The 18,467-nt window shown below is 52.0% G+C and carries 17 protein-coding genes; 14 read left to right on the top strand and 3 right to left on the bottom strand.

The genetic code is table 11. From position 1 onward, the window contains the following. The first annotated feature begins 349 nt into the window (after positions 1-349). The 7 genes from astC to ves all read left to right on the top strand — a co-directional run bounded on the left by astC (position 350) and on the right by ves (position 8,136). Positions 350-1,570 (top strand): succinylornithine/acetylornithine transaminase, encoded by a 1,221-nt coding sequence (astC, locus tag OGV65_RS05890; protein WP_169330182.1) that lies wholly within the window; start codon positions 350-352, stop codon positions 1,568-1,570. Beyond that, positions 1,567-2,601, top strand: coding sequence for an arginine N-succinyltransferase (astA, locus tag OGV65_RS05885; RefSeq protein WP_016152846.1), 1,035 nt, complete (start codon positions 1,567-1,569; stop codon positions 2,599-2,601). Before astC ends, astA begins: the two co-directional genes overlap by 4 nt. Then, the gene (gene astD / locus OGV65_RS05880; RefSeq protein ID WP_286454733.1) at positions 2,598-4,076 is read left to right on the top strand and encodes a succinylglutamate-semialdehyde dehydrogenase; all 1,479 of its coding nucleotides are present in this window, start codon (positions 2,598-2,600) and stop codon (positions 4,074-4,076) included. Before astA ends, astD begins: the two co-directional genes overlap by 4 nt. Beyond that, positions 4,073-5,416 (top strand): N-succinylarginine dihydrolase, encoded by a 1,344-nt coding sequence (gene astB, locus OGV65_RS05875; RefSeq protein WP_286454732.1) that lies wholly within the window; start codon positions 4,073-4,075, stop codon positions 5,414-5,416. Before astD ends, astB begins: the two co-directional genes overlap by 4 nt. Continuing rightward, positions 5,409-6,374, top strand: coding sequence for a succinylglutamate desuccinylase (astE, locus tag OGV65_RS05870; protein WP_141875105.1), 966 nt, complete (start codon positions 5,409-5,411; stop codon positions 6,372-6,374). Before astB ends, astE begins: the two co-directional genes overlap by 8 nt. Positions 6,375-6,723: 349 nt before the next feature. Continuing rightward, positions 6,724-7,209: an ATP-independent periplasmic protein-refolding chaperone Spy gene (gene spy / locus OGV65_RS05865; protein WP_003030629.1), complete on the top strand. Its 486-nt coding sequence runs from the start codon at positions 6,724-6,726 to the stop codon at positions 7,207-7,209. Between the two features lie 351 nt (positions 7,210-7,560). After that, complete coding sequence (gene ves / locus OGV65_RS05860; RefSeq protein WP_016152850.1) at positions 7,561-8,136, top strand: environmental stress-induced protein Ves; 576 nt, start codon at positions 7,561-7,563, stop codon at positions 8,134-8,136. On the opposite strand, the gene cho is transcribed toward ves, so the two are convergent. Continuing rightward, positions 8,096-9,010 carry an excinuclease Cho gene (gene cho / locus OGV65_RS05855; RefSeq protein ID WP_131348439.1) on the bottom strand — a complete coding sequence of 305 codons (915 nt, stop codon included), beginning with the start codon at positions 9,008-9,010 and terminating at the stop codon, positions 8,096-8,098. The genes ves and cho overlap by 41 nt on opposite strands. A gap of 106 nt (positions 9,011-9,116) precedes the next feature. Continuing rightward, a complete protein-coding gene (gene nadE, locus OGV65_RS05850) occupies positions 9,117-9,947 on the bottom strand; it encodes an NAD(+) synthase (RefSeq protein ID WP_047498859.1) in 831 nt (276 codons plus the stop codon). 210 nt (positions 9,948-10,157) lie between these two features. Here nadE and osmE point away from each other — a divergent pair, with 210 nt between their 5' ends. The 7 genes from osmE (at position 10,158) to chbG (ending at position 16,069) form a co-directional block, all read left to right on the top strand. Then, positions 10,158-10,499, top strand: coding sequence for an osmotically-inducible lipoprotein OsmE (osmE, locus tag OGV65_RS05845; protein ID WP_003030621.1), 342 nt, complete (start codon positions 10,158-10,160; stop codon positions 10,497-10,499). Between the two features lie 297 nt (positions 10,500-10,796). Continuing rightward, on the top strand, positions 10,797-11,117 hold the full coding sequence (gene chbB / locus OGV65_RS05840) for a PTS N,N'-diacetylchitobiose transporter subunit IIB (RefSeq protein ID WP_003832547.1): 321 nt from the start codon (positions 10,797-10,799) through the stop codon (positions 11,115-11,117). Positions 11,118-11,204: 87 nt separating this feature from the next. Then, positions 11,205-12,563, top strand: coding sequence for a PTS N,N'-diacetylchitobiose transporter subunit IIC (chbC, locus tag OGV65_RS05835; protein ID WP_286454731.1), 1,359 nt, complete (start codon positions 11,205-11,207; stop codon positions 12,561-12,563). A 54-nt stretch (positions 12,564-12,617) separates the two neighbouring features. Further along, entirely contained in the window at positions 12,618-12,965 is a 348-nt protein-coding gene (gene chbA / locus OGV65_RS05830; protein ID WP_003030618.1) for a PTS N,N'-diacetylchitobiose transporter subunit IIA, read from the top strand. Positions 12,966-12,975: 10 nt separating this feature from the next. After that, positions 12,976-13,818, top strand: a complete 843-nt coding sequence (gene chbR / locus OGV65_RS05825; RefSeq protein ID WP_085951046.1) for a transcriptional regulator ChbR — start codon at positions 12,976-12,978, stop codon at positions 13,816-13,818. A gap of 124 nt (positions 13,819-13,942) precedes the next feature. Beyond that, positions 13,943-15,298 (top strand): 6-phospho-beta-glucosidase, encoded by a 1,356-nt coding sequence (locus OGV65_RS05820; RefSeq protein WP_016152854.1) that lies wholly within the window; start codon positions 13,943-13,945, stop codon positions 15,296-15,298. A 12-nt stretch (positions 15,299-15,310) separates the two neighbouring features. Continuing rightward, on the top strand, positions 15,311-16,069 hold the full coding sequence (gene chbG, locus OGV65_RS05815) for a chitin disaccharide deacetylase (protein ID WP_019076632.1): 759 nt from the start codon (positions 15,311-15,313) through the stop codon (positions 16,067-16,069). Between the two features lie 36 nt (positions 16,070-16,105). Here the strand turns inward: chbG and katE are convergent, their stop codons facing one another. Next, entirely contained in the window at positions 16,106-18,364 is a 2,259-nt protein-coding gene (gene katE / locus OGV65_RS05810) for a catalase HPII (protein WP_286454729.1), read from the bottom strand. Positions 18,365-18,467 lie beyond the last annotated feature (103 nt).

Here is an 18,467-nt window from a genome sequence, read left to right as displayed (position 1 = left end):
TAATGGTGTTAACGATGGAGCAAAAACTGCACCGTTTTGGCGCGTAGCGCGTCGGAAGAGAGCAATAATTTCCGATAAATTTCGTATACGATCACAATTCCAGAATTATATTTGGCGACTGAATAAAATTGCGTTTTTTCCTCTGTTTAGTCATCTGGTACGCAAACATATTCACTTTATATGCACATACAGTGAATATCGTCAGGTTGTAACTCGTTGATATTCCGTCACCGCCCTCCGTTTATGCACTTTTTTCGCTGGCTGGCACGAAGCCTGCAATCTACATTTACACCGCAAACACTATATTTATTAACATATAAATAACCTTTTATTTACCGTTGAGGTCGCTATGTCTCTGTCAATTACGCGTGAAAATTTTGATGAATGGATGATGCCCGTATACGCTCCGGCCCCTTTTATTCCGGTGCGTGGCGAAGGTTCACGTCTGTGGGATCAGCAGGGTAAAGAGTATATCGATTTCGCGGGAGGCATTGCGGTTAACGCGCTGGGTCATGCACATCCGGCATTGCGCGAGGCATTAAACGACCAGGCGAGCAAATTCTGGCATACGGGAAATGGCTACACCAACGAGCCGGTGCTGCGCCTGGCGAAAAAGCTGATTGATGCCACTTTTGCCGAGCGCATTTTCTTCTGTAACTCTGGCGCAGAAGCTAACGAAGCGGCATTAAAACTGGCACGTAAATATGCCCACGATCGTTTTGGTAGCCAGAAGAGCGGCATTGTGGCTTTTAAAAATGCTTTCCATGGTCGCACGCTGTTTACCGTCAGCGCCGGAGGACAGCCCGCCTATTCACAGGACTTCGCGCCGCTGCCGCCGGATATCCGCCATGCCGTGTATAACGATCTCGACTCTGCCAGCCAACTGATTGATGACAACACCTGTGCGGTTATTGTGGAGCCGGTGCAGGGGGAAGGCGGCGTAGTGCCGGCAACAAACGCCTTTTTGCAGGGGCTGCGTGAATTATGCGATCGCCATAATGCGCTGTTGATTTTTGATGAAGTTCAGACCGGGGTTGGCCGTACCGGCGAACTGTATGCCTACATGCACTACGGCGTTACGCCGGACCTGCTGACGACAGCAAAAGCGCTGGGCGGTGGTTTCCCTATCGGCGCACTGCTGGCGACAGAGCGTTGCGCCAGTGTGATGACGGTCGGTACGCACGGTACAACCTACGGCGGAAACCCGCTGGCCACTGCGGTGGCGGGAAAACTGCTGGAAATTGTTAACACGCCGGAAATGCTTAACGGAGTGAAACAGCGCCACGACTGGTTTGTGGAGCGTATTAACGCCATTAACGAACGTTTTGGACTGTTTAGTGAAATTCGTGGACTCGGACTGCTGATTGGCTGTGTGCTGAACGCGGAATTTGCCGGGAAAGCAAAACTCATCTCGCAAGAAGCGGCGGTTGCCGGAGTGATGGTGCTGATTGCTGGCGCTAATGTGGTGCGGTTTGCGCCAGCGTTAAACGTCAGCGAAGAAGAAATCGCCACCGGACTGGATCGCTTTGCGCTGGCCTGCGAACGCATTAAAGCAGGAGGTTCATCATGATGGTGATTCGTCCCATTGAACGCGCTGATATCACCGCGCTGATGCAGCTTGCCAGTAAGACCGGCGGCGGGTTGACCTCGCTACCGGCGAATGAAGCTACGCTGATGGCGCGTATCGAACGTTCGCTACAAACCTGGCGCGGTGAGTTGCCCAAAAGTGAGCAGGGATATGTGTTTGTGCTTGAAGACAGCGCCAGCGGAACCGTGGCGGGGATTTGCGCCATTGAGGTGGCGGTAGGGCTTAACGATCCCTGGTACAACTACCGGGTCGGTACACTGGTGCATGCTTCGAAAGAGCTGAACGTGTATAACGCGCTGCCGACGCTGTTTCTGAGTAACGATCACACGGGCAGTAGCGAACTTTGTTCTCTGTTTCTCGATCCGGACTGGCGTAAAGAAGGCAACGGCTATTTGTTGTCGAAGTCGCGCTTTATGTTTATGGCGGCCTTTCGTGACCGGTTCAATGAGAAGGTCGTGGCCGAGATGCGCGGCGTGATCGATGAACACGGCTACTCTCCGTTTTGGCAAAGCCTCGGCAAACGTTTTTTCTCAATGGAGTTCAGCCGGGCGGATTTTCTCTGCGGAACCGGGCAAAAAGCCTTTATTGCTGAACTGATGCCTAAGCATCCGATTTATACCCATTTCCTGTCTGACGAAGCGCAGAGCGTGATTGGTCAGGTGCATCCGCAAACGGCTCCTGCGCGGGCGGTGCTGGAGAAAGAAGGATTTCGCTACCGCAACTACGTCGATATTTTCGACGGTGGACCGACCCTGGAGTGCGATATTGACCGGGTACGGGCTATCCGTAAAAGCAGGCTGGTGGAGGTGGCTGAAGGGCAGCCTGCGCCAGGCGACTATCCTGCTTGTCTGGTTGCCAATGAAAATTATCAAAACTTCCGCGTCATGTTGGTTCGTGCCGACCCGGATACTCAGCGTCTGGTACTGACGGCGGCGCAACTGGACGCCCTGAAATGTCACGCGGGCGATCATGTACGTTTTGTGCGTCTTTGTGCAGAGGAGAAAACAGCATGACATTATGGATAAACGGCGACTGGGTGACGGGGCTGGGCGAGCGTCGGGTGAAAACCAATCCCGTAAGCGGTGATGTGCTGTGGCAGGGGAATGATGCCGATGCAGCCCAGGTAGCGCAGGCGTGCCGGGCAGCGCGCGCAGCCTTTGCCGGTTGGGCTAAACAGCCCTTTGGTGCACGCCAGGCCATTGTTGAAAAATTTGCCTCATTGCTGGAAAGCAATAAAGCCGAACTCACACAGATTATCGCCCGGGAAACCGGCAAACCCCGTTGGGAAGCTGCTACAGAACTGACGGCGATGATCAATAAAATTGCCATCTCCGTGAAAGCCTGGCATGCGCGTACCGGAGAGCATCACAGCGAATTACCGGATGGCGCAGCGACGTTGCGCCATCGCCCGCACGGCGTGCTGGCGGTTTTTGGTCCGTATAACTTCCCTGGCCATTTACCCAATGGTCATATTGTTCCGGCACTGCTGGCAGGCAACACATTGATTTTCAAACCCAGCGAGCTGACGCCGTGGACCGGTGAAACCGTGACAAAGCTGTGGGAGCAGGCGGGATTGCCGCCGGGCGTGCTGAACCTGGTGCAGGGCGGTCGCGAGACGGGGCAGGCGCTGAGCGGGCAGGACGATCTCGATGGCCTGCTGTTTACCGGCAGTGCCAATACGGGTTATCAACTGCATCGACAGCTATCCGGCCAGCCGGAAAAAATCCTCGCTCTGGAGATGGGGGGCAACAACCCGCTGATTATTGAGAACCCGGAAGATATTGATGCCGCAGTGCATCTGACTATTCAGTCCGCGTTTGTCACCGCCGGACAGCGTTGTACCTGCGCCCGTCGCCTGTTAGTTAAAAAAGGCGCGCAGGGGGATGCGTTCCTGACGCGCCTGGTGGACGTCAGCCAGCGTTTAATGCCCGGCAACTGGGACGCAGAACCGCAGCCATTTATTGGCGGGCTGATTTCCGAACAGGCCGCGCGGCATGTCTATGATGCCTGGCAGCGTCTGGAATCGTTAGGGGGCCGAACGCTATTAGCGCCACGTCTGGTGCAAGCCGGAACGTCACTGCTCACCCCTGGGATCATCGAACTGACCGGGGCGGCGAACGTACCCGATGAAGAGGTATTTGGACCGCTGCTTGGCGTCTGGCGTTATGACAGCTTTGATGACGCAATTCGTATGGCGAACAACACCCGCTTTGGATTGTCGTGTGGGTTGGTTTCCCCCGATCGCAGCCAGTTTGATCAACTGCTGCTTGAGGCGCGGGCCGGGATCGTCAACTGGAATAAGCCGTTAACCGGCGCGGCGAGTACAGCGCCGTTTGGCGGCGTTGGCGCTTCCGGGAACCATCGCGCCAGCGCGTGGTATGCCGCAGATTATTGCGCCTGGCCGATGGCAAGTCTGGAATCACCGGCCCTAACGCTGCCAACGACGCTTAGCCCCGGCCTGGATTTTTCTCGCGAGGATAAGCTATGAAAGCCCGTGAGGTAAATTTTGATGGTCTGGTGGGGCTGACCCACCACTATGCGGGGCTGTCATTTGGTAATGAGGCCTCAACCAAACATCGTTTTCAGGTATCGAACCCGCGTCTGGCGGCGAAGCAGGGTCTGCTAAAGATGAAAGCGCTGGCGGATGCGGGATTTCCCCAGGCGGTGATCCCGCCTCATGAGCGGCCGTATATTCCGGTGCTGCGTCAGTTGGGCTTTACCGGCCGCGACGAACAGATACTGGAGAACGTGGCGCGTCAGGCGCCTCACTGGCTCTCCAGCGCCAGCTCCGCATCGTCTATGTGGGTGGCGAATGCGGCAACGGTCTGCCCTTCAGCCGATGCGCTGGACGGGAAAGTGCATCTGACGGTGGCGAATCTGAATAATAAGTTTCACCGTTCGCTGGAAGCGCCGACCACCGAAGCGTTGCTACGGGCGATTTTCCGTGATGAGAATAGTTTTACGGTCCACGGTGCGTTACCCCAGGTTGCGCTATTCGGTGATGAAGGTGCGGCAAACCATAACCGCCTCGGCGGGGATTACGGCGACCCTGGCGTACAGCTGTTTGTTTACGGTCGTGAAGAAGGGAATGCGTCCCATCCGAAGCGCTATCCGGCGAGGCAATCCCGTGAGGCCAGCGAGGCGGTCGCCCGACTGAATCAGGTTAACCCGCATCAGCGCATTTTTGCCCAGCAAAACCCGGACGTTATCGATCTTGGCGTGTTTCATAACGATGTGATTGCGGTGTCGAATCGCCAGGTACTGTTTTGTCATCAGTTGGCGTTTGCCAGACAGCAGGCGTTGTTCGAGCTGTTGCGCAGTCAGGTGGCAGGTTTTACCCCGCTGGAAGTCCCTGCTGCGGAAGTGTCGGTGCAGGATGCGGTGACTACCTATCTGTTTAACAGCCAGTTACTGAGCCGTGATGACGGTTCGATGATGCTGGTCCTGCCGCAGGAGTGTCGGGAGCATGCGGGCGTGTGGCGGTATTTGAACCGTCTGCTCGAGGAAGACAATCCGATCGATGACCTGCAGGTATTCGATCTGCGTGAAAGTATGTCCAATGGCGGCGGTCCGGCATGTCTGCGCCTGAGAGTGGTGCTTACGCCACAGGATCTGCAGGCCGTAAATCCGGCGGTTATCATGAACGATAATCTGTTTAACACGCTGAATAATTGGATCGACCGTTACTATCGCGATCGTCTTACCGCCGCCGACCTTGCCGACCCGCAGCTGTTGCGTGAGGGGCGTGAAGCGCTGGATACGTTGACGCAATTGCTCAACCTCGGCTCTGTGTATCCCTTCCAGCAGGAGAGGACCAGCCATGGATAATTTTCTGGCCCAGACGCTGGCAGGGATAACCCCCGAGACAACCGAGGGCACAGCTCGCGGCTTTTCCTGGCAGTGGATTGGTCACGGAGTTCTGGAGCTGACGCCGGTCGCTCCGGCGGAATATTCGCTGGTGCTGTCTGCGGGGATCCACGGCAATGAAACGGCCCCGGTAGAGATACTTGATTCAATTCTCTCCAGGCTGTTTAGCGGTGAACTAACGCTGACATGGCGGCTGCTAGTGATTCTGGGGAACCCGCAGGCGCTGGCGGCGGGACAACGTTATTGTCATAGCGACCTGAACCGTATGTTTGGCGGCCGTTGGCAGATTTTTGCCGCGAGTGAAGAAACGCACCGAGCCCATCAGCTTGAGCTGTGTCTGGAGGATTTTTATTCGCGGGCGAAAGAGCCAGTCCGCTGGCATCTGGATCTGCACACCGCGATTCGCGGCTCGCAGCATCTGCGCTTTGGCGTGTTGCCACAACGCAACGTTGCCTGGGACGAAGATTTTTTGGGATGGCTGGGAGAGGCAGGGCTGGAGGCGCTGGTTTTCCATCAGACACCTGGCGGCACGTTCACCCATTTTAGCGCTGAACATTTTGGCGCGCTGGCCTGCACGCTGGAACTGGGTAAAGCGCTGCCGTTTGGACAAAATGATCTGACTCAGTTTGCGCAGACGGCAGATGCGCTGGCGAAGCTGCTGCAGGGCGAGCGAATGTCACCGGGAGAAACATCTCCGCTGCGTTACCGCGTGGTGTCGCAAATCACGCGGCGTAGCGACGATTTCATTCTTCACATGGATAACCAGACGCTCAACTTTACCCCTTTTACAGAGGGCACCTTGCTGGCGCAGGACGGTGATGAACGTTTTACCGTCACCCATGATGTTGAATACGTTCTCTTTCCAAATCCAAACGTGGCCTGTGGTTTACGTGCCGGATTGATGCTCGAAAAATTGTGACAAATATATATGCCCTTTTGGTTTATCCCTAAGGGCTTATTTTTACGTGCTGTTTTTATTTATTACGGATTATTCCTGGTGAATTGCTTTCTTAATAATCAGGGATGAGGTATAGTTCTTCATAATCCCTTCAAAATCATCCTGTTGTAATTTTTTATTGCAACTCTGCGCAATTTATTCTTTTTTTCTCCATAATTGATGAAAGTTTGTTTTTTACACTTTCATTGTTTTACCGTTGCTCTGATTAATTGACGCTTAAGCCGGTAAAGTTAATCTCGTCAACACGACATCACATTGCATAAGAGTCGCATGAGTGTCGTAAAAATAACTGAAAGAAAGGATAGAAATTATGCGTAAACTGACTGCTCTGTTTGTTGCCTCTACCCTGGCGCTGGGCGCTGCTAACCTGGCCCACGCCGCTGACACGACAACAGCTGCGCCAGCTGATGCCAAACCAATGATGCACCACAACGGTAAGTTTGCCCCGCATCATGACATGATGTTTAAAGACCTGAACCTGACCGATGCGCAGAAACAGCAGATTCGCGAGATCATGAAAGGTCAGCGCGATCAGATGAAACGTCCGCCGCTGGAAGAGCGCCGCGCAATGCACGACATCATCGCCAGCGATAGCTTTGATAAAGCGAAAGCGGAAGCGCAGATTGCGAAGATGGAAGAACAGCGCAAAGCCAACATGCTGGCGCATATGGAAACCCAGAACAAGATTTACAACATTCTGACCCCGGAACAGAAAAAGCAGTTTAATGCCAATTTTGAGAAGCGTCTGACAGAACGTGCCGCGCAGAAGGGTAAAATGCCGCAAGCTGCTGAGTAATCGTTCAGCGTCTACACTATATCATTCACGCTGTGTGTGCTGATTGCCGCACAGTGTGAAACCAAACTCAAGACCGCCGCTCTTGTCCACAACACGTTTAACGAGGTGGGCAGGATCGGCGGTTTTTTCTTTGCTGCCCCTTGCACCGCGCTTGTGACACGTTATTCTCCTGAAGCCCGCGAAAATTCCACCTGGAGGGCGCGTTGTTCTTTTTTGCAAAACACCGGGTTCATCGCTAAGGAAAATCAACTCTGCTGCCGATAACAATAATCTGCAGGGTGAACATAACAATGATGATTTATGGCTGCCTGTTTACGGTGGGCTGCCGTGCTGCGCCTTTCTGGAGGGATGATGGAATACTTTGATATCCGCAAAATGCCGGTCAATCTGTGGCGAAATGGTGCGGGAGAAACGCGTGAGATTTGCTGTTTTCCGCCAGCAACACGAGATTTTCACTGGCGGGCGAGTATCGCCTCCATCGCAGCGAATGGGGAGTTTTCTCTTTTTCCCGGCGTAGAACGCGTGATTACCCTGCTGGAAGGTGGAGAAGTGACGCTGGAAGAGCCGAACACCTTCACGCATACCCTGAAACAGCATCAGCCTTTTACCTTTGCCGGTGACAAGGTGGTAAAAGCGAAGCTGACGGAAGGGCAGATGTCGATGGATTTTAATATCATGACCCGACGGGATGTCTGCCAGGCAAAAGTCAGAGTTGCCGATCGCACCTTTACGACCTTTGGTTCGCGCGGCGGCGTAGTGTTTGTTATCAGCGGAGCCTGGCAACTGGGTGATAAGTTGTTGACCGTCGATCAGGGTGCAAGCTGGCACGACGGTAAACACACGTTACGACTGCTGGAACGCGAGGGGAAACTGCTGTTCAGCGAGATTAACTGGATGCCGGGGCATTCTCCGGACTCAGTTCAATAATGTCATATTGACCAGACAGAATAGGCCGGCAGAGAATTTTGTAGCCATCTTGATCAAAGCCGGCCGGCATTCGCGCGAGTGTAGCTGCCTCATCCAGCGTTGAAACGGCTCCCAGCCACAGCCAGTTATTGATGATATGGTACTGCGTCATTTCAGCGCGGGTTTCCTGCAGCGCAATGGCATTGCTCCACGGCCAGCAGATTACGCGCACTCTTTCCAGGGCTTCTACCAGACGCAAATGATGTGCTTCAGGGCTTTCTTTCCCGCAGCAGGCTCCGGCGCAGCGTTTAAGCGCGGAGCGAAAACAGGCGCGCCCGTGGCTCAGGGGTTCCAGCCCCAACAGGCCGTAGCACAGCTGTTGTTCATCGGCGAGGCTTTGCAGCGTCTGTAGCGCTGCGCGGCGGTTGGCAAACAGGCCAAACAGATTGGGGGCGTGGGAGAAATCAATATCTCGTGCGTAAACCACCTGAACCGTTCGATCGGTAAGCTGCAAGGCACACAGCTGGCGATTGCGTCGCAGCCGTTTGTTAAACAGGGGCTGCTGTTCTTTGATAAGCCGCGCTTCCAGCAGCAGGGCGCCAATTTCTCCGGCCGTACAAATCCAGCTAATGCGCCTGGCCTGACGCAGCATACTCGCTTCGTCTGCGGTACGCAGATGCGCCAGCACACGGCTGCGAATATTGACACTTTTACCAATATAAAGCGGCATGGTGTCGCTATCACTGTGAAACAGATAGACGCCTGGCGCGGTGGGAAGCGCACTCAAAAACGGGCGCAGGTGCTCGGGATATTCATAGATTGCCGCTGCCTCAAATGTCAGACGAGGGGCTGATTGACGCTGTACCACTGTTGACTCCAGATGCTGGTTATTCATCCAGTGTAGCAGTTTGAGGGTGATTAAAAAAGCGGCATGAGATTCAGCAGGCTAATGCCAGATAGGGCCAATCCTGGCGCTACCCGGCATTTTGAAGGGAAAAGGATTACGCTTTTTTCCAGAAATCATCAAACACGGTGATCGGTGTGCGACGTTTATGCTCAGTTTTCACGTACCAGCCTTCAATTTTTTTCGCGACGTCGGCATCCAGCGTTTTTCCTTCCAGATAGTCGTCGATGTTGTCGTAAGTGACTCCCAGTGCGGCTTCATCCGGCAGAGAAGGGCGATCGTCCTCGAGATCGGCAGTTGGTGCTTTCTTATATAAGTGCTCCGGGCACCCCAGCGCGGCAAGCAGTTGTTTGCCCTGGCGCTTGTTCAGACGAAATAGTGGGTTAATGTCGGTACCGCCATCGCCGTACTTAGTGAAAAATCCGGTGATGGCTTCTGCAGCATGATCGGTACCCACGACAACGCCGCTGGTCATGCCGGCGATACTGTATTGTGCCTTCATACGTTCACGGGCTTTTTCATTGCCACGCACAAAATCGCTCAGTTCAATACCCGCTTCACGCAGGGCCTGCTCGCTGGCCAGCACCGCGCCCTTAATATTGACGGTCAGTACGCGGTCCGGTTGAATAAAGGCGATGGCATCCTGGCAGTCCTGCTCATCGGCCTGAACGCCATACGGTAGGCGTACGGCAATAAACTGCAGTGCGTCATTACCCGTTTCTTTTCGCAGCTCGGTGATCGCCATCTGGCACAGTTTTCCCGCGAGCGTTGAGTCCTGTCCGCCGCTAATTCCCAACACCAACGATTTCAGAAAGGGGTAGGTCTGCAGATACGATTTCAGGAAATCCACGCTGCGGCGAATTTCTTCTTCTGCATCGATGTGCGGTTTTGCGCCAAGCGCCTGGATTATCTCTTGCTGCAGAGTCATTTAACCCCCTCCGAAAAATAAAATGATCAAAAAAATGATGTGTTAAAGCTAACGCGTTGAGGCCCAAACGACAAGGGATGCGAGCCTGATATAGCATCATTTTGTTTTAATAGAATTTTCCGAAACCACCTAAGTATCCTCTGATTGCTTGAAAAATGCGTTGTTGTGCTCCAGGCTTATATAACACGCTGAAATACAAGAGGACGGAATATGAACAAGAATCTAACAGGAATTCTGAGCGCAGCGGCTGTTTTGACTATGCTGGCAGGGTGTACGGCCTACGATCGTACGAAAGACCAATTTGTTCAGCCCGTGGTGAAAGATGTGAAGAAAGGGATGAGCCGGGCGCAGGTAGCGCAGATTGCCGGTAAACCGTCTTCCGAAGTCAGTATGATCCATGCGCGTGGGACGTGTCAGACCTACATCCTGGGTCAACGAGATGGTAAAGCTGAGACCTATTTTGTTGCTTTAGATGACACCGGACACGTGATTAACTCTGGCTACCAGACCTGCGCAGAGTACGACACCGACCCGCAGGCAGCGAAGAAGTAACAACTGTTTATTGCCTGAGCACTCGGGAAAACCGGCCACTGCGCCGGTTTTTTTATGTCACACGATCTTAATTATTGACGCGAATTATTTGCCTGAAGTGTGAGGGTGGTCATAACGCCAGGTCAAGGAGAGACAATTTAGTTGGTCAAGGAAATACCATCCGCCGGTGCAATCCCGTATACTCATTTCAGCCACCTAAAAAAGTAATTTAGCTGACGCAAGTTACCCAGAGCATGGATGCAGGTTAGGGCTTGCGGAGTGTCTGGTGACAGATAATCGCACATGAGGATCGTTTTAATGGAAAAGAAACACATTTATCTGTTTTGTTCTGCGGGCATGTCGACTTCATTGTTGGTTTCGAAGATGCGTGCTCAGGCCGAAAAATACGAAGTACCGGTTATTATTGAAGCGTTTCCTGAAACGCTGGCCGGAGAAAAAGGTCCAGTGGCCGATGTTGTATTATTAGGTCCACAAATTGCTTATATGTTGCCCGAAATTCAGCGTTTGTTACCCAACAAGCCTGTGGAAGTGATTGACTCGCTGCTGTATGGCAAAGTCGATGGTTTAGGCGTGCTTAAGGCTGCGGTTGCAGCAATTAAAAAAGCCGCAGCAAATTAATTATTTTATTTTAATTTTTCCCGTCAAAGAGTTATTTCATTAACATTCACCGCAATTATTAATTGCGGTATTTAAGGGTATTTTTCTATGAGTAACGCTATTGCTTCACTTGAAAAGGTACTCCTTCCTTTTGCTGTAAAAATTGGAAAGCAGCCACACGTTAATGCAATCAAAAACGGTTTTATTCGTTTAATGCCGTTAACCCTCGCAGGGGCCATGTTTGTATTAATCAATAACGTTTTCCTGAGCTTTGGGGTGGGGTCGTTTTTTTATTCAATGGGCATTCGACTTGATGCTTCAACTATTGAAACGCTGAATAGTTTGAAAGGCATTGGTGGAAACGTCTATAACGGTACGCTGGGTATCATGTCATTGATGGCGCCGTTCTTTATCGGTATGGCGCTGGCAGAAGAACGCAAAGTCGACTCTCTGGCTGCCGGGCTGTTATCCGTCGCCGCGTTTATGACCGTAACGCCATATAGCGTGGGTGAAGCCTATGCCGTTGGCGCGAACTGGCTCGGCGGTGCCAATATTATTTCCGGTATTATTATCGGCCTCGCGGTCGCGGAAATGTTCACCTTTGTGGTCCGTCGTAATTGGGTAATTAAATTACCCGATAGCGTACCGACATCCGTGTCGCGCTCTTTCTCTGCGCTGATTCCTGGCTTCCTTATCCTCTCCATTATGGGGATCATCGCCTGGGCATTGAACACCTGGGGTACGAACTTCCACCAGATCATCATGGATTCCATTTCAACTCCGCTGGCATCGCTGGGCAGCGTGGTGGGTTGGGCCTACGTGATTTTTGTTCCGCTGCTGTGGTTCTTCGGTATTCATGGTTCACTGGCGCTGACCGCGCTGGACAGCGGTATCATGACGCCATGGGCGCTGGAAAACATCTCCATCTACCAACAGTTTGGTTCCGTAGACGCCGCGTTGGAAGCCGGAAAGACCTTCCACGTCTGGGCGAAACCGATGCTCGACTCCTATATTTTCCTCGGGGGTAGCGGGGCTACGCTGGGTCTGATTATCGCTATCTTCCTGGCATCGCGTCGTCCGGATTATCGTCAGGTTGCTAAACTGGCACTGCCGTCAGGCCTGTTCCAGATTAACGAACCTATCCTGTTCGGTCTGCCGATCATCATGAACCCGGTGATGTTTATCCCGTTCATTCTGGTGCAACCGATTCTGGCGGCGATTACGCTGGCAGCTTATTACTCCGGCATTATTCCACCGATTACCAACATCGCACCGTGGACCATGCCAACCGGTTTGAGCGCGTTCTTTAACACCAACGGTAGCGTCGCTGCTCTGCTGGTCGCGCTGTTCAACCTTGGTATCGCCACGCTGGTTTACCTGCCGTTCGTGGTGGTAGCCAACAAAGCGCAGAACGTTATTGATCAAGAAGAAAGCGAAGAAGATATCGCTAACGCATTGAAATTCTAAATTTAATCCGGCATGGCTTCACGGTCATGCCGGACTGAACCAGAGGAAAAAAGTATGTTGGATATCGAAAACATCGTCGACACGCAGTCAGAAGCAGAAGAACTTGAAGAAGTGGTGATGGGTCTCATCATCAACTCCGGTCAGGCGCGTAGCCTGGCGTACGGCGCGCTCAAAATGGCCAAGCAAGGCGATTTCGAGTCAGCTAAGGCTATGATGGACCAGTCCCGTCTGGCGCTGAATGAAGCGCACCTCGTGCAAACGAAACTGATTGAAGGCGATCAGGGCGAAGGTAAAATGAAAGTTAGCCTGGTGCTGGTTCATGCTCAGGACCACCTGATGACATCAATGCTGGCGCGTGAGCTGGTGACTGAACTGATTGAGCTTCACGAAAAGCTGAAATAGCGAGGAGTGCATAATGCAGCTACAGATTAACGCACCGGAAATCAAAACCGTCTATGAACAGCAGCTGTTTAATGGCAAAAATTTCCATGTGTTCATCTATAACAAAACTGAGAGCATCAGCGGGCTGCATCAGCATGACTACTACGAATTTACCCTGGTTTTAACCGGGCGCTATTATCAGGAAATCAACGGTAAACGCGTATTGCTCGAACGCGGGGACTTTGTTTTTATTCCATTGGGATCGCACCACCAGAGTTTTTATGATTTTGGGGCGACAAGGATCCTGAACGTCGGTATCAGTAAACGCTTTTTTGAACAGCACTACCACCCGCTGCTGCCATTTTGTTTCGTTGCATCGCAGGTCTATCGGGCGAATAATTCGTTTCTCACTTACATTGAAACGGTTATTGCATCATTGAACTTTCGCGAGAGTGGACTGGATGAATTTGTAGAAGTGGTCACCTTCTATATTATTAACCGGTTGCGCCATCATCGCGAAGAGCAGGTGTTGGATGATATTCCGCAGTGGCTTAAAACCACCGTGGAGACCATGCATGACAAACGGCAGTTTAGCGAGAATGCGCTGGAAAACATGGTACACCTGTCCGCGAAATCCCAGGAGTATCTGACCCGCGCAACCCAGCGTTATTACAGCAAAACACCGATGCAGATCATTAATGAAATCCGCATTAACTTTGCTAAAAAACAGCTGGAAATGACTAACTATTCTGTAACGGATATTGCTTACGAATCTGGCTACAGTAGTCCAAGTCTGTTTATTAAAACGTTTAAAAAGCTGACGTCATTTACACCTAATAGCTATCGTAAGAAATTAACTGAATTTAATCAGTAGATATTATTTGCCAATAACCCATTTTTTATAGCTTGCCCAAAATAGCGTCGGGACAGCCACGCTATATCTGACAAACGGGTTGAGCATAATACACGTCAGTGTTTTGACACTGAAGGGAGAAAGTATGAGCCAGAAATTAAAAGTCGTCACTATCGGTGGCGGGAGCAGCTACACCCCTGAGTTACTTGAAGGCTTTATTAAGCGCTATCATGAATTACCGGTTTCTGAATTGTGGCTGGTTGATGTCGACGATGGAAAAGAGAAGCTGGACATTATTTTTGACCTTTGCCAGCGCATGATCGATAAAGCTGGCGTGCCGATGAAGTTGTTTAAAACGCTGGACCGCCGTGAAGCGCTGAAAGATGCTGATTTCGTTACTACCCAGCTGCGCGTAGGGCAACTGAAAGCCCGCGAAAAGGATGAACGCATTCCGCTGAGTCACGGGTATCTGGGGCAGGAAACCAACGGCGCTGGTGGGCTGTTCAAAGGTCTGCGTACTATTCCGGTTATCTTTGATATTGTCAAAGATGTGGAAGAACTGTGCCCGAATGCGTGGGTGATTAACTTTACTAACCCGGCCGGGATGGTGACGGAAGCGGTCTATCGCCATACGAATTTTAAGAAATTCATCGGTGTATGTAATATTCCTGTCGGCATGAAAATGTTCATTAGCGATGTGCTGGCGCTGAAAGAGAGCGATGACTTATCCATCGATCTGTTCGGTCTGAACCATATGGTCTTTATTAAAGACGTACTGGTGAATGGTAAATCACGCTTTGATGAACTGTTGGATGGCGTGGCTTCAGGTCAACTGAAAGCCTCCACCGTGAAGAACATCTTCGATCTGCCGTTCAGTGAAGGGTTGATTCGCTCGCTGAAACTGCTGCCGTGCTCATATTTGCTCTATTACTTCAAGCCAAAAGAGATGCTGGCGATTGAAATGGGTGAATACTATAAGGGCGGCGCTCGCGCTCAGGTGGTACAGAAAGTGGAGAAACAACTGTTTGATCTCTACAAAAACCCGGATTTGAACGTGAAACCGAAAGAGCTGGAACAGCGCGGTGGAGCCTATTACTCCGATGCGGCCTGTGAAGTGATCAACGCCATCTACAACGACAAACAGACCGAGCACTATGTCAACGTTCCGCACCACGGGCATGTTGACAATATCCCGGCGGACTGGGCGGTTGAGATGACCTGTACACTGGGACGCAACGGCGCCACGCCGCACCCACGTATTACCCATTTTGATGAGAAAGTGCTCGGCCTTATCTATACCATTAAAGGCTTTGAAGTCGCGGCGAGCAATGCGGCACTGAGCGGTGAGCTGAATGATGTGCTGCTGGCGTTGAACCTGAGTCCGCTGGTGCATTCTGACAGCGATGCCGAGATTCTGGCGCGTGAGCTAATTCTGGCGCATGAAAAATGGCTGCCAAACTTCGCCGGGTGTATCGAGAAACTCAAAAGCGAACAACACTAACTGAGGTCGGCTATGGAACGCGTACTGATTGTAAATGCGGATGATTTTGGCCTGAGTAAAGGACAAAACTACGGCATTGTTGAAGCCTGTCGCAATGGCGTGGTCACCTCGACAACCGCACTGGTTAATGGCGCAGCCATTGACCATGCTGTACAGCTGAGTCGCGATATACCTGAACTTGCCGTTGGGATGCATTTTGTTCTGACGCTGGGCAGGCCGTTGACGGCAATGCCAGGCCTTACTCGTGACGGGTTACTGGGAAAATGGATCTGGCAGATGGCTGAAGAAGACACCTTGCCGTTGGATGAAATTTCTCAGGAACTGGCCGCGCAGTATCAGCGTTTTATTGACCTGTTCGGGCGGGAGCCAACGCATCTGGATAGCCATCACCATGTGCATATGTTCCCGCAGATTTTCCCTATCGTTGCCGGGTTTGCTGCCCAACGGGGGATTGCGTTACGGATCGATCGTCAGACGGTATTCCAGGCGTCTGACTTTCCGCAGACGTTACGGACTTCCCAGGGATTCAGCAGCGAGTTTTATGGCGAAGCGATTTCTGAAGCCCTGTTTTTGCAAACGCTTGACGCGTCAGCAGACCGGGGAGAGTCCTCGCTGGAAGTGATGTGTCATCCGGCCTTTATCGATGACATTATTCGTCAAAGTGCCTACTGTTACCCCCGCTTAACTGAGCTCGACGTGCTGACGTCTCCGTCACTGAAATATGCTATTGCGGAGCGCGGTTATCGTCTTGGCAGTTTTCTGAACGTGTAACTCCTGAGTTTGCGGCGCATAATGCGCCGCATTTTTTTAGGCAGAGATCGTGTCGATTTTTCCGGCGCGTGACCAGACGCGGTGCGCAGTCATTAGCGTCAGCAAGGTATCCATAAACTGTGAGTCTGCACTGTCTGCCTCCACCACGCCTTCTTCTCCTTCATTTTTGATATTCAACGTTGCTTTAAACTGACGCGCATCGCCAGCCAGTGCGATAGGTTTTAAGTGCTTATACGCTTCGAGTAAGTAATATCGGGCATCACCGTTCATAGCGATATCTGCGATATTGCCACACGGAACGATAACCGCATCGACGGTCAGCGATGGTGAACCCGCAAAGGTACCGGCGATTGTCAGGACGGAACCATCATCGGCAACCACATTACCCATTCGGGAATAGAGCAGTTTGGCGTGAACGCCTTTGGCCTGTAAGGCTTGCATGATGGCAAGCAGGTCGCCCGATTTCACCTGGTCATTAAGTAGAATGGCGACCACGCGGCCCTTAATCTCACCTTGCGCACCCGCATATAAACTGAGTGACGGCGCACTTTTCAAACCATTCACGTTAGCCGGTGGGGCGATTTTGGCCTGTTCCTCGGTTAGCTCAAAACCGAGATTATCGGCAACCGCCTCGGCGAGGGCTGTATCAATATGGGCTAACTGTTCGACCACTCTTTCCCGAATATAGGGGCGCGTAACTTTGCTGAGTTCGAAGCTGAATCCGCCGATAATATGCTGCTGTTCAATTGGCGTCTGACTTAGCCAGAACAGGCGAGGGTGCGCATAGTATTCGCCAAAAGAGGGACTACGTTCGCGGATTTTGTTTCCTTCAATCCGTTCCTGATATGACTCAAATCCACCGCGTTTTGGCCCCGGCGGCGTTTCACGCGGCCAGTTATCATTGATGGAATTAGGTTCATAGTTGGCAGGGTTGGTATCGATGTCCATACGATGCATGCCGTCACGCTGGAAATTATGGTACGGGCAGGTCGGGCGATTAATCGGTATTTCATGGAAGTTGGGCCCGCCCAGGCGGCTGATTTGGGTATCGGTATAAGAAAACAAGCGGCCTTGCAGCAAGGGATCGTTGGTAAAATCAATACCAGGGACGATGTGTCCGGGATGAAAAGCGACTTGTTCATTTTCGGCGAAGAAATTATCCGGATTACGGTTCAGCACCATTTTACCAACGCGTTGCACCGGAACCAGCTCTTCCGGGATCAGCTTGGTCGGGTCGAGCAGGTCAAAATCGAACTTGAATTCGTCTTCTTCAGGAATGAGCTGCAGCCCCAGTTCGTATTCCGGATAATCGCCTGCTTCGATAGCTTCCCACAGATCGCGGCGATGAAAATCGGGATCACGACCGGTAAGTTTTTGCGCTTCATCCCATACCAGCGAAGCTTTGCCCGCCAGCGGTTTCCAGTGAAAACGGACAAAGGTGGCTTTCCCTTGCGCATTTATCAACCGGAACGTGTGAATGCCAAAGCCTTCCATCGTGCGATAGCTGCGTGGAATACCCCGGTCGGACATCGCCCATATAACGTTGTGCAACGTTTCTGGCTGTAATGAAACATAATCCCAAAAGGTATCGTGGGCGCTTTGACCCTGTGGGATAGCCCAATGCGGTTCCGGTTTTACCGCATGAACGAAATCCGGGAATTTATGGGCATCCTGAATGAAGAAGACTGGTGTGTTGTTTCCCACCAGATCGAAAATGCCCTCCTCAGTATAAAATTTGGTCGCAAATCCTCGAATATCTCTGACCGTATCCGCTGAGCCTGCGCCGCCCTGAACCGTAGAGAAACGGACAAAAACTGGGGTGATTTTATTTTCATCACTCAGAAAGTCCGCTTTCGTTGTCGCGCTGAGGCTGGCATAGGGCTGAAAGTAACCATGAGCGGCCGAACCTCGGGCATGTACGATCCGCTCCGGGATGCGTTCGTGATCAAAATGGGTGATTTTTTCCCGCAGGATAAAGTCTTCCAGTAGAGTTGGCCCACGGTTTCCTGCGCGCAGAGAGTTCTGATCGTCTGCGATGCGCACTCCCTGATTGGTTGTCAGAGCAAAATCTTCGCTGCCTTTACGAAAACTATCCAGCGCGTTGAGTTTGTCACTTTTGGTGTCAGGCGCTTTTAAGCTGCCGGACGTAGTGGGCTGCATGCCTGGTGGCGTGGGTTCAGGTGTTGGCCGATGTGAACCGTCTGCTGGCGCCAGTGAGTCAAGTCCTGGCTGGGATTCGCTGGCATCATGAACCGGCGCTGAGTGATGGAGTGGGTGCTTATCATTCTGTGACATTAAACTCGTCTCCTGTTTTCATCGCTTAAAGGTCGTTGTTGCCGTCAAAAGCTTTAACTATAGACCACTTGCTCAGTGGTGCAGGAACTGACCGAGGGCGTAA

The organism is Citrobacter sp. Cb004 (assembly GCF_030337065.1).
Lineage (GTDB): Bacteria > Pseudomonadota > Gammaproteobacteria > Enterobacterales > Enterobacteriaceae > Citrobacter > Citrobacter braakii.
This window is presented reverse-complemented; position numbering and strand designations above follow the sequence as displayed.

What these genes read in the sequence shown, in the direction of transcription:
- astC (WP_169330182.1), top strand. Translation starts at nt 350, where the DNA reads ATGTCTCTGTCAATTACGCGTGAAAATTTTGATGAATGGATGATGCCC.
- astA (WP_016152846.1), top strand. Translation starts at nt 1,567, where the DNA reads ATGATGGTGATTCGTCCCATTGAACGCGCTGATATCACCGCGCTGATG.
- astD (WP_286454733.1), top strand. Translation starts at nt 2,598, where the DNA reads ATGACATTATGGATAAACGGCGACTGGGTGACGGGGCTGGGCGAGCGT.
- astB (WP_286454732.1), top strand. Translation starts at nt 4,073, where the DNA reads ATGAAAGCCCGTGAGGTAAATTTTGATGGTCTGGTGGGGCTGACCCAC.
- astE (WP_141875105.1), top strand. Translation starts at nt 5,409, where the DNA reads ATGGATAATTTTCTGGCCCAGACGCTGGCAGGGATAACCCCCGAGACA.
- spy (WP_003030629.1), top strand. Translation starts at nt 6,724, where the DNA reads ATGCGTAAACTGACTGCTCTGTTTGTTGCCTCTACCCTGGCGCTGGGC.
- ves (WP_016152850.1), top strand. Translation starts at nt 7,561, where the DNA reads ATGGAATACTTTGATATCCGCAAAATGCCGGTCAATCTGTGGCGAAAT.
- cho (WP_131348439.1), bottom strand. Translation starts at nt 9,010, where the DNA reads ATGAATAACCAGCATCTGGAGTCAACAGTGGTACAGCGTCAATCAGCC.
- nadE (WP_047498859.1), bottom strand. Translation starts at nt 9,947, where the DNA reads ATGACTCTGCAGCAAGAGATAATCCAGGCGCTTGGCGCAAAACCGCAC.
- osmE (WP_003030621.1), top strand. Translation starts at nt 10,158, where the DNA reads ATGAACAAGAATCTAACAGGAATTCTGAGCGCAGCGGCTGTTTTGACT.
- chbB (WP_003832547.1), top strand. Translation starts at nt 10,797, where the DNA reads ATGGAAAAGAAACACATTTATCTGTTTTGTTCTGCGGGCATGTCGACT.
- chbC (WP_286454731.1), top strand. Translation starts at nt 11,205, where the DNA reads ATGAGTAACGCTATTGCTTCACTTGAAAAGGTACTCCTTCCTTTTGCT.
- chbA (WP_003030618.1), top strand. Translation starts at nt 12,618, where the DNA reads ATGTTGGATATCGAAAACATCGTCGACACGCAGTCAGAAGCAGAAGAA.
- OGV65_RS05820 (WP_016152854.1), top strand. Translation starts at nt 13,943, where the DNA reads ATGAGCCAGAAATTAAAAGTCGTCACTATCGGTGGCGGGAGCAGCTAC.
- chbG (WP_019076632.1), top strand. Translation starts at nt 15,311, where the DNA reads ATGGAACGCGTACTGATTGTAAATGCGGATGATTTTGGCCTGAGTAAA.
- katE (WP_286454729.1), bottom strand. Translation starts at nt 18,364, where the DNA reads ATGTCACAGAATGATAAGCACCCACTCCATCACTCAGCGCCGGTTCAT.